Raw genomic sequence first — 14304 nt, 5'->3', positions numbered from 1 at the left:
GCTCGCGGCCGGTCCAGCCCGGTCGTTAACCGCGATCTAAGGAAGACTTGCGACGGCCCACAACCCACCTCAGTCGTCGGTGGGACGCTGACGCGTCCAGCGCCGTCCCGCACCCTTGGTGTCCCGGGCGTCGCGGGCCATCCGTCCGACCAGACCGAAGCGGCTGACCTGCCGCGGCGTCGCCTCCGGATCGGCGAGGAGCATCACCACGCTGGCCCCGCCCAGCCGGGCCCGGTCGATGCTCACCGACCCGTTGGCCTGCAACGCCACCCGCTTGGCGATGTCCAGGCCGAGCCCGGTCGAGCCCTGGTCGCTGGTGCCCCGCCGCAGCGCCCGGTCCGGGTTGGCGATGCCGGGGCCGGCGTCGTCGATCCGGATCGCCACATAACCGTCGCGCCGGGACACGGCCACCTCGAACGCCGTGCCCTGCGGGGTGTACCGGAAGACGTTGCCGATCACCGCGTCCAGCGCGGCGGCAAACTCGGCCCGTGGCACCGGCGCGGGGATGCGCAGCTGCGCGCCGTTCACCCGGTGTGGCCGGTTCTGGTCGCCGGCCAGCGCCGCCCAGAACACCATCCGGTCCCGGACCACCTCGCTGACGTCACACATCGCCGGGCCGGCCTCGTGCGCCACCGACTTGCGGGTCGTCTTGATCAGCACGTCGATCTCACCCTCCAGGGTGACGATCGCCTGCCGGATCCGCCGGATGCCGCGTAACCGGTCCAGCTCCGCCGGGCTGAACGACCCCACGCTGGTGTCATCGGACTCCAACGCCTCCGCGTCCAACCGCAGCACGGTCAACGGGGTACGCAGCCGATGCGACAGGTCGGCCACCAGCTCCCGCTCGTCGGTGCGGGCCGCGTCCAGCCGGTCAGCCATCCGGTTGAAGGCGTACCCGGCCTCGGCCAGCTCGCGCGGACCGGTCGGCTCGACGCGTACGCCCACGTCGCCGTCGCCGATGGAGAGCGCGGCCTTGACCAGACCTCGGGTCGCGTCCACCGCGCGGGCGGCGACCCGGTCGACCACCAGCACCGCCGCGCCGGCCATCGCCGCGCCGACCGCGAACAGCAACAGCCAGGTGCCGCCGGCACCCTCGCCCAGCGTCGACTCCGGGAGGAACACCTCGACCACGGCCGCCCGGTCACCGAGGACGACCGGGTCGAGCCGGACCACCCCCCCGTCGACGTCGACGACCAAGGACCGCCGTTCGGTGCGGGCCCGGTCCAGGTCGCCGCCGCTGGCCCGACTGGCGGACTCGTCCAGTCCCAGACCGTGCACCACGGGCCGGGTCGGCGCACCCTCGGCGCTCGCCACCACGGCACGCTCGACGACCGCCGGGTCGGTGCTCACCGCCAGCGCGCCGGTCACCAGCGCGCTGCGCCGGGCCGCGTCTGCGATGGCCTCGTCCCGGCTCTGCTCCCGCAGGCTGAGCCCGAGGGGGATCAGGAACGCGAGCGCGACGAGACTGCACATGCCGGCCGTGAGCAGGGCCAGCGCCGTCCTCAGTCCGGTGCTACCAGCCGGAACCCCACCCCCCGCACGGTGCGCAGGTAGCGCGGCTTCGCCGCGGACTCGCCCATCTTTCGGCGAAGCCAGTACAGGTGAACGTCGATGGTCTGGTCCTCGCCGACCGATGGCTGCCGCCATACCTCCTCCAAGAGTTCCCGGCGGGACACTACCCGCCCAGGTCGTGCGGCGAGATACGCCAACAGGTCGAATTCCTTGCGGGTCAGCGCCAGCGGCTCCCCGTCGAGCTGGGCGCTGCGCTCGCCCACGTCCACCCGCAGCCCGCCGACGCTGTGCACCGCGGGCTGGACCGTGCGGCTGGCCCGGCCGGCCCGGCGCAGCACGGTGGTGATCCGCGCGTCCAGGTGCGCCCCGGTGAACGGCTTGACCATGTAGTCGTCGGCGCCGGCGCGCAGCAGCTTGACCACCGACTGCTCGTCGTCGCGGGCGGTGGCGATGATGATCGGGACGTCGGTGATGCCGCGCAGCATCCGCAGCGCGTCCGAGCCGTCCAGGTCGGGCAGGCCGAGGTCGAGCACCACCAGGTCGGGTGTCTCCGCGGCGACCCGACGCAGGGCGTCCAACGCCGTACCCACGGCGTGCACGGCATGCCCCCGGTCGGTGAGGGACCGCAGCATCGCGCCACGGACGACGTGATCGTCTTCGACCAGGAGCACGGAGGCCACGACAAGACCGTACTTGGCCTGGCAAGTTGATCGCATTGCGGCGTGCCTGGCGAGCGGGCAAGCTGGTACGACGATGTCGTTCACCCTGTTCGTCGATGCCCGTCTGGCGCTCGCCCGGGACAGCCTCGCCGGTCTCTCGACCGGCGACGCGCTCGGCGCGCAGTACTTCGCGCCGGGGGCGGCGCCCTCGGACATCACCGCGGACGCGCTGCCGCCGGCCCCCTGGGAATGGACCGACGACACCGAGATGGCCTGCTCGGTCCTCGCCGAGCTGAACCACTCCGGTGGCGTCGACCGCGACCGACTGGCCCTTTCCTTCGCCGAGCGGTGTGCTCCACGTCGAGGCTACGGGGCTGGCGCGATGGCGATCCTGGAGCTGATCCGCACCGGCACCCCCTGGCCGCTGGCCGCCGCGTCCGCCTTCGACGGCCAGGGCTCCTGCGGCAATGGCGCGGCGATGCGCGTCGGTCCGCTGGGCGCGTACTTCGCCGACTCCACCGCCCGTGCCGCGGCGCAGGCCCGCGCCTCGGCCGAGGTGACCCACGCGCACCACGAAGGCATCGCCGGCGCCGTCGCGGTGGCCGTGGCCGCCGCGCTGGCCGCCCGGAGCCGCCTCGACGGGCACCGGCCGGCACCGGACCGCCTGCTCGCCGGGATCGCCGCCGCGCTGGACCCGGGCACCGAGGTGCACCGGAGCGTGAGCCGGGCGGCCGGGCTGCTCGGCCGACCGGCGGAACGGGTGGTGGCGGAACTCGGCAACGGCTCCCGGGTGACGGCGCAGGACACCGTCGGATTCACCCTCTGGGTCGCCGCGACCCACCTCGACGACTACCCGACGGCGATCCGGGCGTGTGTCCGGGCCGGCGGTGACCTGGACACCACGGCCGCCATCGTCGGGGCGATCGTGGCCGCGTACACGGGTGTCGGCACCCCGGGCGGGGTGCCCGAGTCGTGGCTGGCCGCCCGCGAGCCGCTACCTACCTGGCTCCCCTGACCACCGGCGTTGCCCTGCGCCTGTGGGTTGGCCTGCGTCGGCGTGGGCTGGCCTGCGCCTGTGGGTTGGCCGGCGTCGGCGTGGGCTGGCCTGCGCCTGTGGGTTGGCCTGCGTCGGCGTGGGCTGGCCTGCGCACGGTCAACTCGGCTTTCTGTAACTCGGGCTGTCCGTGCGGCCTGGTTGGCGCGGTTTCCGGGAACCCGAGTGGATCACCGCCAAATCGGGCTGTCCGTGCGGCCTGGTTGGCGCGGTTTCCGGGAACCCGAGTGGATCACCGCCAAATCGGGCTGTCCGTGCGGCCTGGATGGCGCGGTTTCCGGGAACCCGAGTGGATCACCGCGACGCTGCCGGCACAGCGGCCTGGGGATCGGCGGGCTGGAGGTCGGCGGCCTGTAGGTCGGCGGGCTGGAGGTCCGTGGCGGCGGCAGTGTCGTCCGCGCGGCCGGTGATCTCGGCCGAGGTCGCGGTCTCGTCCGCGCGGCCGGTGATCTTGGCGGGCGTGGCGGCGCGGCCGGTGATCTCGGCCAGGGTCGCGGCCTCGTCGGGCTTCGCGGCCTCGTCCGGGTCGCCGGTCACCTCGGCGAGCGCCGTGGCCTCGTCCGGGTCGCGTCGGCGCCACCGGCTGACCAGCCAACCGATCGCCGCCCCACCACCCAGCCCGGCCAGCAGACCGGCGGCCAACATTCCGTCGGCGCTGCCCTCGTCGGCACCGCCCGACCGGGCCGGCGGCGCGGCGTCGGCACCCTTGTCCGCGGCAGCCGGGCCGCCCGCAGCCGGGCCGCCCGCAGCCGGGCCGCCGTGCCCGCCGTGTGTGGCCGGACCCGCCGCGCCGGGCGCCGCCGGCAGCAGGGCGAGCGTCGGCGCCCGGTGCGGGCCGGCGGCGTCCGCCCACCGGACCACCGTGCCGTCGGCGTACGTCTGGACGACCTCGAAGGTGAGCCGCTCCGCCTGCGGCATCGGCCCCATCGACAGCGCCAGTCGGGCCGGGCCGGGCTCGCTCTGGCCCACCCGGACCCAGGTCACCGCCGTGGTCACCGTGCTCACTCCGGAGGAGTGGATGCCGGCCACCGGCTTGTCCAGGGTGCGGGAGCTGATCCGTGGCGCCCAACCGTTCACCGACATCGGGTAGACCTCGGCGATCGGCGCGTCGGCCGGCAACCGGACCTCGATCTGGTTGGTCTTCGTGCCGGCCCGCTCCTCCGGAACGCTGAACTCCAGCCGTACCGCGTCGCCCTGCCGGGCCTCGGTCGGGGTGGTCGTCACGTCCGCCGCGTACGCCGTGCCAGGCCAGAACAGCAGCCCAGCGGCGGTCACCGCTGTCGCCGCCACGATCCGCCGCCGACGGCCACCGCCGTACGTGCTCGCCATCTCGTGCCCCCATCCGTGTCGACGCGGCCGGCACCGGTTTCCGGCCACACCTTCTAGTTCGGCTGCGAGGCGCGAAAGGTTCAACGTCGGTGCCAAGGAGGTGCCGTTCCCGTTCGGGGGCGAGGCGACCGATAGCATCGGCAGGAGCCGAGGATCGGCACCGTTTCGTACCACTTGGAGGAGTCACCGTGTCCGCACCCCGTACCCCCGCCGTGGCCGACCCCGTCGTCGTCGCCGCCGGGACCACGGCGGCCGACGCGGTGGCCGCGGCCGGACTGCCCGCGAACGGCCCCAAGGCGATCGTCGTGGTCCGCGACCCGCAGGGTCAGCTCCGCGACCTGGACTGGGCGCCGGCCGAGGAGACCGTTGTCGAGCCGGTCAGTTTGGACTCGCCCGACGGGCTGAACGTGCTGCGTCACTCCACCGCGCACGTGCTCGCCCAGGCCGTGCAGGACATCTTCCCCGAGGCCAAGCTGGGCATCGGCCCGCCCATCGAGAACGGCTTCTACTACGACTTCGACGTCGACAAGCCGTTCCAGCCCGACGACCTCAGCAAGCTCGAGAAGCGCATGCAGGAGATCATCAAGTCCGGGCAGCGATTCCGTCGCCGCCGCTTCGGCAGCCTGGACGAGGCGCGCTCCGAGCTGGCCGACGAGCCGTTCAAGCTGGAGCTCGTCGCTCTCAAGAGCGAGCAGGAGCAGGGCGAGGTCAAGGGCGAGGGCCTGGACACCAACGAGGTGATGGAGGTGGGCGGCGGCGAGCTGACCATCTACGACAACCTCGACGCCAAGGAGGACAAGGTCTGCTGGTCGGACCTGTGCCGGGGCCCGCACCTGCCGACCACCCGCCTGATCGGCGCGTTCAAGCTGATGCGCTCGGCCGCCGCGTACTGGCGGGGGTCGGAGAAGAACCCCCAACTACAGCGGGTGTACGGCACGGCGTGGCCGACCCGCGACGAGCTCAAGGCGTACCTGAAGCTGTTGGAGGAGGCCGCCCGGCGCGACCACCGCAAGCTCGGCGCGGACCTCGACCTGTTCAGCTTCCCCGACGAGATCGGCTCCGGCCTGGCGGTCTTCCACCCCAAGGGTGGCATCATCCGCCGCGAGATGGAGCACTACTCGCGTCAGCGCCACGAGGCGGCGGGGTACGAGTTCGTCAACACCCCACACATCACCAAGGCGCAGCTGTTCCAGACCTCCGGGCACCTGCCGTACTACGCGGACACCATGTTCCCGCCCATGCAGCTGGAGGGCGCGGACTACTACCTCAAGGCGATGAACTGCCCGATGCACAACCTGATCTTCAGGTCGCGCGGGCGGTCGTACCGGGAACTGCCGCTGCGGATGTTCGAGTTCGGCACGGTCTACCGGTACGAGAAGTCCGGCGTCGTGCACGGCCTCACCCGGGTCCGCGGTCTGACCCAGGACGACTCGCACATCTACTGCACCCGCGAGCAGATGGCCGGGGAGCTGTCCGCGCTGCTCAGCTTCGTGCTGGACCTGTTGCGCGACTACGGCCTGGACGACTTCTACCTGGAGCTGTCGACCCGCGACGACTCGCCCAAGTTCATCGGGGCCGAGGAGGACTGGGCGGAGGCGACCGAGGCGCTGCGGACCGCCGCGGCGACCTCCGGCCTGGAGCTGGTGCCCGACCCGGGCGGCGCGGCGTTCTACGGACCGAAGATCTCCGTGCAGGCGCGGGACGCGATCGGCCGCACGTGGCAGATGTCGACCATCCAGGTCGACTTCAACCAGCCGGAGCGGTTCGGGTTGGAGTACCAGGCCGCCGACGGCACCCGGCAGCGGCCCGTGATGATCCACCGAGCGCTGTTCGGGTCGATCGAGCGGTTCTTCGGGGTGCTCACCGAGCACTACGCGGGCGCGTTCCCGGCCTGGCTGGCCCCGGTGCAGGTGGTCGGCATCCCGATCCGCGAGGACCACACCGACTACCTGCACGGCTTCGTCGCGGCGCTGCGCGCCGAGGGCATCCGGGCGCAGGTGGACGCGGGCGACGACCGGATGCAGAAGAAGATCCGTACGGCGCAGCAGCAGAAGATCCCGTTCATGGTGATCGCCGGTGACGACGACGTGGCCGCCGGCACGGTCTCCTTCCGCTACCGCGACGGCTCCCAGCGCAACGGGGTGCCGGTCGCCGAGGCGGTGACCCACATCCTGGACGTGGTCAGCTCGCGAACGAACATCGGCCCGTCCGCCGCCGCGGAGTAACGGAACCGCCGCGGCCCGCGTCCTGCTCGCGGCCCGCGTCCTGCTCGCGGCCCGCGTCCTGCTCGCGGCCCGCCCGGTTCCTGCTCGCGGCCCGCGTCCTGCTCGCGGCCCGCCCGGTTCCTGCTCGCGGCCCGCCCGGTTCCTGCTCGCGGCCCGCCCGCATCCCGCATGATCGCGCTCGATCCGGGATGTAGTGGCCTCCCTCGCGGAGGAGGCCACTACATCCATGTTCGAGCGCGATCTTCGCCCGGCGGCGGCGCCCGGAGGCCGTGCCCGGAGGCCGTGCCCGGGACGCCGTGCCCGGGACGCCGTGCCCGGGGGCGGTGCTGGGTCTCAGATACCGCAGGTTGGTGCCGACCAGCCGCCGACGGCTGCCACGTGGGTGTGGTCGTTGTGGTCCGGGTAGCCGGGGCCGAGGATCTGCCCGAAGCCGTGGTAGCGGGCCTGCTGGGCCAGTCGGCAGAGCGACGGTGACCCGACCAGGTCGACCGCGTCCCCGTACAGGTGCCGGCTGTTGGACGCCCCGCCGACCGCGCTGTTGCAGGCGTAGCTGCGGAAGCTGCTGCTGATCGAGATGGCCACGTCGCCGAGGGCGTGCCGCAGGGCTTGGAGCTTCCACATCGAGACGAGCGCGTTGGCTCGCGCGGTGCTCGCCGCGACCGCACCGCCGGACCAGTCGCTGTTGCACCTGTTCAGCTCGGGATAGCTGAAGTTGGCGGGTGTGCAGTCGTCGTCCTGCAGGGCGTAGAGCCGGTTGAACGTCTGTGGGCCGGCGATCCCGTCCGCGGGCAGCCCGTACGCCTGCTGGAAGCGGATCACCGCCGACCGGGTGCCGGGGCCGAACGCGCCGTCGATGGTGAGCACCGCACCGTAGCCGGGGTAGCCGGCGACCCGGATCTGGAGTTGCCGGACATCGTCGCCGGACGCCCCCTGGGACAGGGTGCGACCCCAGGTGTAACAGCCGTCCGCCTGTGCGGCGCCGGCGGTGAGGGTGATGCCGGCCACTGTGGTGGCGGCGGTCAGGGCGAGTGCCGCGAGGAGCCGGCCGAGCCGTCGGATCATGGGTGACCCTCCATCGATACATGCGTGGATCTGGATGCGTAGAATCTTCAGGTCTTGGCATTGATCCGTCAAGAATGTGCAGCACCCGGTTTTCCCGGCGACGGGTGTCGCGGTCCGACGGGACGGCTCCGTAGGATCGGCTCGTGACAGGGGCGGAACGGCACACGGACATCGACGGCATGGCGGACGGCCTGGCGGACGGCATGGCGGACGGCCTGGATCGGCTCTGGACGCCGCACCGGATGACCTACATCTCCGGCGAGGACCGTCCGGCCGAGGGCTACGAGAAGCCCACCGGCTGCCCCTTCTGCCGGGCGCCCAAGCTGCCGCCGGAGGACAGCCTGGTGGTGGCCCGTGGTGAGCACGTGTTCGTGGTGCTCAACCTCTATCCGTACAATCCAGGGCACCTGCTGGTCTGCCCCTACCGGCACGTCGCCGACTACACCGACCTGGACCTGCCGGAGACCACCGAGTTGGCGTCGTACACCCAGACCGCCATGCGGGTGATCCGCAAGGTGAGCAACGCGCACGGCTTCAACCTGGGCATGAACCAGGGCGGGGTGGCCGGCGCCGGCATCGCTGCGCACCTGCACCAGCACGTGGTGCCGCGCTGGGGCGGCGACGCCAACTTCATGCCGGTGATCGGCCGTACCAAGGTCCTGCCGCAACTGCTCGGCGACACCCGCGACCTCCTGGCCCGCGCCTGGCCGTCCTGACCGCCGGCCGCGCGCCGGCCAGCGCCGCGGCCGTCCGCGCCGGGCGCGGTCAGTCGCCGCGCAGCAGCGGGGTCAGCTCCGGCCAGCTCTCCACCCGGTGAACGCGCGGCAGCAGCGCCGCGTGGGCGGCGACCTGCGCCGGCCGGGGCCGGAACAGGAAGCGGTACGGCACCGATTCGAGGTAGCCGAGCACCTCCAACTTGTCGTCCACGAAGTGGGTCAACCCGAGCCGCCGCGCGATCGGAGCCTTGTCCGGTCGGGTGCGGCAGAAGTGCACGCGCTCCACCGGGATGCCGGTGCGCGCCGGGACGTCGTGGTGGGCCAGCCACTCCCGGGTGCGCCGCTCGGTGGCCTCGCCACACTTGGACACCAGGTGCACCTCGTCGAACGCCGGGCCGAGTGCCGCGAGCGCGTCGAACGACCCGGCGACTGCGGGGGTACGCAGGTAGTGCGCGCCGAAGAACGACGTGTCGGCGTCCTCGTCGGCCGGCTCGATGATCACTCCGCCGATGTCCACCCCGAGTCGCCGCATGGCGCCGATCATGCCGCACCCTGACCGTCTCCGTGCGACCGCGTATCCGCCCGCGGATCTGCTCGTCCCGACCAGGTGAAGATGGCACGATCGGCCGATGGCAGTCACGACGCGGACGTTGGGGCGCAGCGGCATCGAGGTCAGCGCCCTCGGCATGGGGTGCTGGGCGATCGGCGGACCGTGGGCGGCGGGGGCCCGACCGCTGGGCTGGGGCGCGGTCGACGACGACGAGTCCGTGCGGGCGGTCCGCCGGGCACTCGAGGAGGGCATCACCCTCTTCGACACCGCCGACACGTACGGCGCCGGGCACGGCGAGCGGGTCCTCGGCCGAGCGCTCGCGGGCCGCCGGGACGAGGCGGTGATCGCCACCAAGTGGGGTTACACCTTCGACGAGGCGAGCCGACAGGCCACCGGGGAGGACGCGTCGCCGACGTACCTGCGTCGGGCCGTGACGGACTCGCTGCGGCGGTTGGGCACCGACCGGATCGACCTCTACCAGCTGCACCTGGCCGACCTGTCGGTGCCGCGGGCGCAGGTGCTGGTCGGCACCTGCGAGGACCTGGTCGCCGAGGGCCTGATCCGGGCGTACGGGTGGAGCACCGACCGGGTCGACCGGGCCACCGCCTTCGGTCACGGCGCCGCCGGTGCCACCGCCGTGCAGCACACCCTGTCGGTGCTGCGGGACGCCCCCGAGTTGCTCGCGGTCTGCGACAAGTACGACCTGGCCAGCGTCAACCGGGGACCGCTGGGGATGGGCCTGCTCACCGGCAAGTACTCGGCCGGGTCGGTGCTGCCCCGCGACGACGTACGCGGGTTGACCCCCGGCTGGTCGGAGTGGTTCCGCGGTGGCCGGCCCGCGCCGGAGTGGCTGCGCCGGGTCGGGGCGGTCCGCGCGGCGCTCACCGCCGATGGGCGCACCCTCGCCCAGGGGGCGCTGGGCTGGATCTGGGCGCGCAGCGGCCGCACCATCCCGATCCCCGGCTGCCGTACGGTCGCCCAGGTCGAGGAGAACGCCGCCGCGCTACACCGGGGTCCCCTGCCGGCGGACCAGTTCGTCGAGGTGGAGCGCCAGTTGGCGGCCCTGCGCACCGCCGCCCTGGTGGACGCCGACCGCCCCCACTGGCCCCCTCCCGCGCACCCCACCGTCCACCCCTGAAGCGGGGCGAGGGTCAGGGAGTGTGTTCCTTGCGGATCTGGTCGGCCAGGTGGGCGGGCATGGGGTCGTGGCGGACGTACTGACGGCGGAAGGTGCCGGTGCCAGCCGTCAGGGAACGCAACTCGACGGCGTAGCGCAGCAACTCGGTGCCCGGCACCTCGGCGCGCACGAGGGTGCGGCCCTCGGTGTCCGGGTCCGGTTCGGTGCCGAGTACCCGGCCGCGCCGGCTGGACAGGTCGCCCAGCACCGCGCCCATCGAACCGTCCGGCACCCGGATGGTGACCTCGTCGATCGGCTCCAGTAGCGCGGGCTGACCACGGTCGGCGGCGTCCCGCAGGGCCAGCGCGCCGGCGGTCTGGAAGGCCGCGTCGGAGGAGTCGACGCTGTGCGCCTTGCCGTCGACCAGGGTCACCCGCAGGTCCACCACCGGGTGGCCGGCGACCAGGCCGCGCTCCAGTTGGGCGCGGACGCCCTTCTCCACCGACGGGATGTAGTTGTGCGGCACCGCGCCGCCGACGACCCGGTCGACGAAATCGTTGCCGCTGCCCGGGGGCAGGGGCTCGACCTCGATGTCGCAGACCGCGTACTGGCCGTGGCCACCGGACTGCTTGACGTGGCGGCCGTGCCCCGTCGCGGGCACGGTGAGCGTCTCGCGCAGCGACACCGTGACCGGCTCGGTGTCCAGCTCGACGCCGCCGGCGCGCAGCCGGTCGAGCACCACGTCGGCGTGGGCCTCGCCCATGCACCAGAGCACCAACTGGTGGGTCTCCGGGTTGCGCTCCAGCCGCAGGGTGGGGTCGCCGGCGACCAGGCGGGCGAGGTTGCGGGCCAGGGCGTCCTCGTCGGCGCGGCGGTGGGCGACGACCGCCACCGGCAGCAGCGGCTCGGGCATCTCCCAGGGGGCGATCAGCAGCGGTTCGTCCCGGGCGGAGATGGTGTCGCCGGTCTCGGCGCTGCCCGACTTGGTGATCGCGCAGAGGTCGCCGGCCACGCAGAGCGGCACCTCCCGCAGGGTGGCGCCCAGCGGGGTGAAGATGTGCCCGACCCGCTCGTCGGCGTCGTGGTCGGGGTGCCCGCGTTCGGCCATGCCGTGACCGGACACGTGCATGGTCACCTCGGGGCGCAGCGTGCCGGAGAAGACCCGGACCAGCGAGACCCGGCCGACGTGGCGGTCGATGGTGGTCTTGACGACCTCCGCGACGAGCGGCCCGGCCGGGTCGCAGGTCAGCGGCGGACGCGGCGAGCCGTCGACGCCGGTCACCGCCGGCAACTCGTGCTCCAACGGCGACGGGAACGCGGCGGTGAGCACCTCCAGCAGCACGTCCAGCCCCACCCCGGTCTCGGCGCAGACCGGTACCACCGGGTAGAAGTGCCCCCGGGTGACGGCCTTCTCCAGGTCGTCGATGAGCACCTCGGTGCTGATCTCCTCGCCGTCGAGGTAGCGGTCCATGAGGGTCTCGTCCTCGCTCTCGGCGATGATCCCCTCGATCAGCTCGTCGCGGGACTCGTCGATGGCCCGCTGGTGCTCCGGGTCCGGGTCGCGGACGTCGGCGGGCAGTCCGGCGGAGTAGTCGAAGACCCGGCGGGTGATCAGGCCGAGCAGACCCTCGGTGGACACGCCGTCGTCGCCGAGCATCGGCAGGTAGAGGGGCATCACGTTGTCGCCGAAGAGGCGCTGGCAGAGCGCCACCGTCTCGTCGACGTCGGCGCGGGGCTGGTCCAGTCGGGAGACCGCGACCGCGCGGGGCAGGTCGACCGCCGCGCACTCCTCCCACAGCGCGACGGTGGCCGCGTCCATGCCGCCCGCCGCGGAGACGACGAAGAGGGCGGCGTCGGCGGCCCGCAGCCCGGCGCGCAGTTCGCCCACGAAGTCGGCGTACCCGGGGGTGTCCAGCAGGTTGACCTTGATGCCGTTGTGCAGCAGCGGCGCGCAGGACAGGCTGACCGACCGCTGTTGGCGGACGGCGGCGGGGTCGTGGTCGCCGACCGTCGTGCCGTCGACCACGGCGCCGGCCCGGCCGATCGTGCCGGTGGCCGCGAGCAGGGCCTCGACCAGCGTCGTCTTGCCCGCGCCGGAGTGCCCGACGAGCACCACGTTGCGAACCCGCTCGGGCTCGGTCACCACCGGCGCGCCGCCGGTGGAACCCTTCTCATGCTTCTGCGCCATGGGGCGCACCTCCCTCAGCCGGTGGTGGGTGGCGACCGCCGCGCGAGGTGTAAGCGGCCCGGGGCGAGTGCGCGGCAGTATCCTCCGGTGGTCTCGTGCACAGCGGGAACGGGACGGGTGGGCGGGTGAGCTGGCTCACCCTCCGCCTCGATCTCACACCCGTTGCCGGGTAGGCACAAGCCTCTCCCGGGCGGGTCGGAGGGGCGGCCGTATCGGCGGACCTGGGCGGACCGTTATCGTGGGGACCGCCATGGCGAAGATCTTCCAAGTGTCGGCCCGCGCGGGGATGACCCGCGTCGTCGAGCCGATTGCCCGCGCCCTGCTGCGCGCGGGCGTCACCCCCAATGCCGTCACCGTCGCGGGCACCGTTGGTGTGCTCGTCGGCGCGCTCGGCTTCGGTGCCCGCGGCCATCTGGTCGCGGGCGCGTTGATCGTCACCCTGTTCGCGCTCACCGACCTGCTCGACGGGACGATGGCCCGGATGAGCGGCGGGTCCACCAGGTTCGGCGCGTTCCTCGACTCGAGCATGGACCGGGTCGCCGACAGTGCCGTCTTCGGCGCGGTCGCGTACTGGCTGGCCACGGAGGGCAACTACTCCGGGGTGGCCGCCGCGTTGGTCTGTCTGGCCGCGGGCAGTCTGGTCTCCTACGTCAAGGCACGCGCCGAAGGACTCGGCATGACCTGCAACGTGGGCATCGCCGAGCGCACCGAACGGCTGCTGATCGTCGGGGTCGGCGGGATCCTCACCGGCCTGAACGTGAAGCCGGCGTTGGAGATCTCGCTCTGGCTGCTGGCCGCGGTGTCGATCTTCACGGTGGGGCAGCGGATGGCACACGTCTACCGCCAGGCCCAGCAGCTCCAGCCGGACGGCCAGGCGTGAGCGGCGCGTCCACGGCCCCGCGCCGGGCGACCGGCGGCCGGGTCGCGTGAACCTCACCGAGCTGGGCTACGTCGCCGGCTGGCGGGTGGTCCGCGCGCTACCCCGGCCGCTGGTGGCGGCGGCGTTCCAGGCGGGCGCGGACCGCGCCCACCGCCGCGGCGGCGGGGGTACGGCCCGACTGCGCACGAACCTGCGCCGGGTGGTCGGTCCGGAGCTGCCCGAGGCCGAGCTGGACGATCTTGTGAAGCGCGGGCTCCGCTCGTACGCCAGGTACTGGATGGAGGCGTTCCGGCTGCCCGCGTTGAGTCGGGCGCAGATCCTGTCCGGCTTTCGACTCGACGGCGCCGAGCTGCTCGCCGCCGATGTCGCCGCGGGCCGGGGCGCCGTGGTGGCCCTTCCCCACGCCGGCAACTACGACGCCGCGGGCGCCTGGGTGGCGGCCACCGGCTGGCCGATCACCACGGTGATGGAACGGCTCAAGCCGGAGGGCGTGTACAAGCGTTTCGTGGCCTTCCGGGGGAGCGTGGGCATGGAGATCCTGCCCACCCACGGGGGGTCGCGTCCGGCGTTCGACGTGCTGCTGGACCGGGTGCGTGCCGGTGCCGTGGTGCCGTTGCTCGCCGACCGGGACCTCTCCGCCCGGGGGGTGGAGGTGGACTTCTTCGGCGGGAAGACCCGGATGCCGGCCGGGCCGGCGCTGCTCGCTCTGCACACCGGAGCGCCGCTGTACGTGGCCTCGATGTGGTACGAATCGGATGCGGCGTGCGCGTCGCTGGCCGGCCCGCTGCCGGTGCCGGGGCCCGAGGCGGGGCCCCTGGACCAGCGGGTCCGGTCGCTGACCCAGCTGATCGCCGACGGTCTGGCGGCGGGTATCGCCCGGCATCCGGAAGACTGGCACATGTTGCAGCGGATGTGGCTGGACCAGCGGGGGTCGGGGGACGGCACGGCGCTGCCCTCCTCGGCCGCCGGTCCGGCCTGAGGAGGTGGTGGGCACGGTGGGACGGTGTGCCGC

12 protein-coding genes are annotated in these 14304 nt (G+C 73.1%); 6 read left to right on the top strand and 6 right to left on the bottom strand.

All coding sequences use genetic code 11. From position 1 onward, the window contains the following. Positions 1-69: 69 nt before the first annotated feature. Both ACFYPM_RS12500 and ACFYPM_RS12495 read right to left on the bottom strand, forming a co-directional pair. Positions 70-1473, bottom strand: coding sequence for an ATP-binding protein (locus ACFYPM_RS12500; RefSeq protein ID WP_387194806.1), 1404 nt, complete (start codon positions 1471-1473; stop codon positions 70-72). Between the two features lie 29 nt (positions 1474-1502). Next, on the bottom strand, positions 1503-2192 hold the full coding sequence (locus tag ACFYPM_RS12495) for a response regulator transcription factor (RefSeq protein WP_030489108.1): 690 nt from the start codon (positions 2190-2192) through the stop codon (positions 1503-1505). Positions 2193-2265: 73 nt separating this feature from the next. Here ACFYPM_RS12495 and ACFYPM_RS12490 point away from each other — a divergent pair, with 73 nt between their 5' ends. Further along, positions 2266-3186, top strand: coding sequence for an ADP-ribosylglycohydrolase family protein (locus tag ACFYPM_RS12490; protein ID WP_387194803.1), 921 nt, complete (start codon positions 2266-2268; stop codon positions 3184-3186). A gap of 333 nt (positions 3187-3519) precedes the next feature. Here the strand turns inward: ACFYPM_RS12490 and ACFYPM_RS12485 are convergent, their stop codons facing one another. After that, positions 3520-4554 (bottom strand): DUF1775 domain-containing protein, encoded by a 1035-nt coding sequence (locus ACFYPM_RS12485; RefSeq protein WP_387194800.1) that lies wholly within the window; start codon positions 4552-4554, stop codon positions 3520-3522. A 188-nt stretch (positions 4555-4742) separates the two neighbouring features. Between ACFYPM_RS12485 and thrS the strand changes: the two genes are divergently transcribed. After that, entirely contained in the window at positions 4743-6779 is a 2037-nt protein-coding gene (gene thrS / locus ACFYPM_RS12480) for a threonine--tRNA ligase (protein ID WP_387194796.1), read from the top strand. 333 nt (positions 6780-7112) lie between these two features. Here thrS and ACFYPM_RS12475 read toward each other — a convergent pair whose 3' ends face one another. Further along, positions 7113-7841: a D-Ala-D-Ala carboxypeptidase family metallohydrolase gene (locus tag ACFYPM_RS12475; RefSeq protein WP_387194793.1), complete on the bottom strand. Its 729-nt coding sequence runs from the start codon at positions 7839-7841 to the stop codon at positions 7113-7115. Positions 7842-8044: 203 nt separating this feature from the next. Between ACFYPM_RS12475 and ACFYPM_RS12470 the strand changes: the two genes are divergently transcribed. Continuing rightward, positions 8045-8557 (top strand): HIT domain-containing protein, encoded by a 513-nt coding sequence (locus tag ACFYPM_RS12470; RefSeq protein WP_357570243.1) that lies wholly within the window; start codon positions 8045-8047, stop codon positions 8555-8557. 49 nt (positions 8558-8606) lie between these two features. Here ACFYPM_RS12470 and ACFYPM_RS12465 read toward each other — a convergent pair whose 3' ends face one another. After that, positions 8607-9089, bottom strand: a complete 483-nt coding sequence (locus ACFYPM_RS12465) for a hypothetical protein (RefSeq protein ID WP_387194790.1) — start codon at positions 9087-9089, stop codon at positions 8607-8609. A gap of 97 nt (positions 9090-9186) precedes the next feature. On the opposite strand from ACFYPM_RS12465, the gene ACFYPM_RS12460 reads away from it, so the two are divergent. Further along, entirely contained in the window at positions 9187-10245 is a 1059-nt protein-coding gene (locus ACFYPM_RS12460; protein ID WP_387194787.1) for an aldo/keto reductase, read from the top strand. A 13-nt stretch (positions 10246-10258) separates the two neighbouring features. Here the strand turns inward: ACFYPM_RS12460 and ACFYPM_RS12455 are convergent, their stop codons facing one another. Beyond that, the gene (locus tag ACFYPM_RS12455; protein WP_387194784.1) at positions 10259-12412 is read right to left on the bottom strand and encodes an elongation factor G-like protein EF-G2; all 2154 of its coding nucleotides are present in this window, start codon (positions 12410-12412) and stop codon (positions 10259-10261) included. A gap of 250 nt (positions 12413-12662) precedes the next feature. Between ACFYPM_RS12455 and pgsA the strand changes: the two genes are divergently transcribed. Together pgsA and ACFYPM_RS12445 are read left to right on the top strand one after the other, a co-directional pair. Continuing rightward, the gene (pgsA, locus tag ACFYPM_RS12450; RefSeq protein WP_387194781.1) at positions 12663-13292 is read left to right on the top strand and encodes a phosphatidylinositol phosphate synthase; all 630 of its coding nucleotides are present in this window, start codon (positions 12663-12665) and stop codon (positions 13290-13292) included. Positions 13293-13338: 46 nt separating this feature from the next. Beyond that, positions 13339-14271 (top strand): phosphatidylinositol mannoside acyltransferase, encoded by a 933-nt coding sequence (locus ACFYPM_RS12445; RefSeq protein ID WP_387194779.1) that lies wholly within the window; start codon positions 13339-13341, stop codon positions 14269-14271. Positions 14272-14304: the final 33 nt, after the last annotated feature.

Origin of the sequence: Micromonospora sp. NPDC005203, from assembly GCF_042872705.1 — a bacterium.
Taxonomy (GTDB): Bacteria; Actinomycetota; Actinomycetes; order Mycobacteriales; family Micromonosporaceae; genus Micromonospora.
Note: the sequence above shows the minus strand (reverse complement) of the source record. Positions and strands in the feature narration are given on the sequence as shown.

Bases quoted from the DNA above. Each gene is read 5' to 3' on its own strand.
- ACFYPM_RS12500 (WP_387194806.1), bottom strand. From the start codon at position 1,473: ATGTGCAGTCTCGTCGCGCTCGCGTTCCTGATCCCCCTCGGGCTCAGC.
- ACFYPM_RS12490 (WP_387194803.1), top strand. From the start codon at position 2,266: ATGTCGTTCACCCTGTTCGTCGATGCCCGTCTGGCGCTCGCCCGGGAC.
- ACFYPM_RS12485 (WP_387194800.1), bottom strand. From the start codon at position 4,554: ATGGCGAGCACGTACGGCGGTGGCCGTCGGCGGCGGATCGTGGCGGCG.
- ACFYPM_RS12475 (WP_387194793.1), bottom strand. From the start codon at position 7,841: ATGATCCGACGGCTCGGCCGGCTCCTCGCGGCACTCGCCCTGACCGCC.
- ACFYPM_RS12470 (WP_357570243.1), top strand. From the start codon at position 8,045: ATGGCGGACGGCCTGGATCGGCTCTGGACGCCGCACCGGATGACCTAC.
- ACFYPM_RS12465 (WP_387194790.1), bottom strand. From the start codon at position 9,089: ATGCGGCGACTCGGGGTGGACATCGGCGGAGTGATCATCGAGCCGGCC.
- ACFYPM_RS12460 (WP_387194787.1), top strand. From the start codon at position 9,187: ATGGCAGTCACGACGCGGACGTTGGGGCGCAGCGGCATCGAGGTCAGC.
- ACFYPM_RS12455 (WP_387194784.1), bottom strand. From the start codon at position 12,412: ATGGCGCAGAAGCATGAGAAGGGTTCCACCGGCGGCGCGCCGGTGGTG.
- pgsA (WP_387194781.1), top strand. From the start codon at position 12,663: ATGGCGAAGATCTTCCAAGTGTCGGCCCGCGCGGGGATGACCCGCGTC.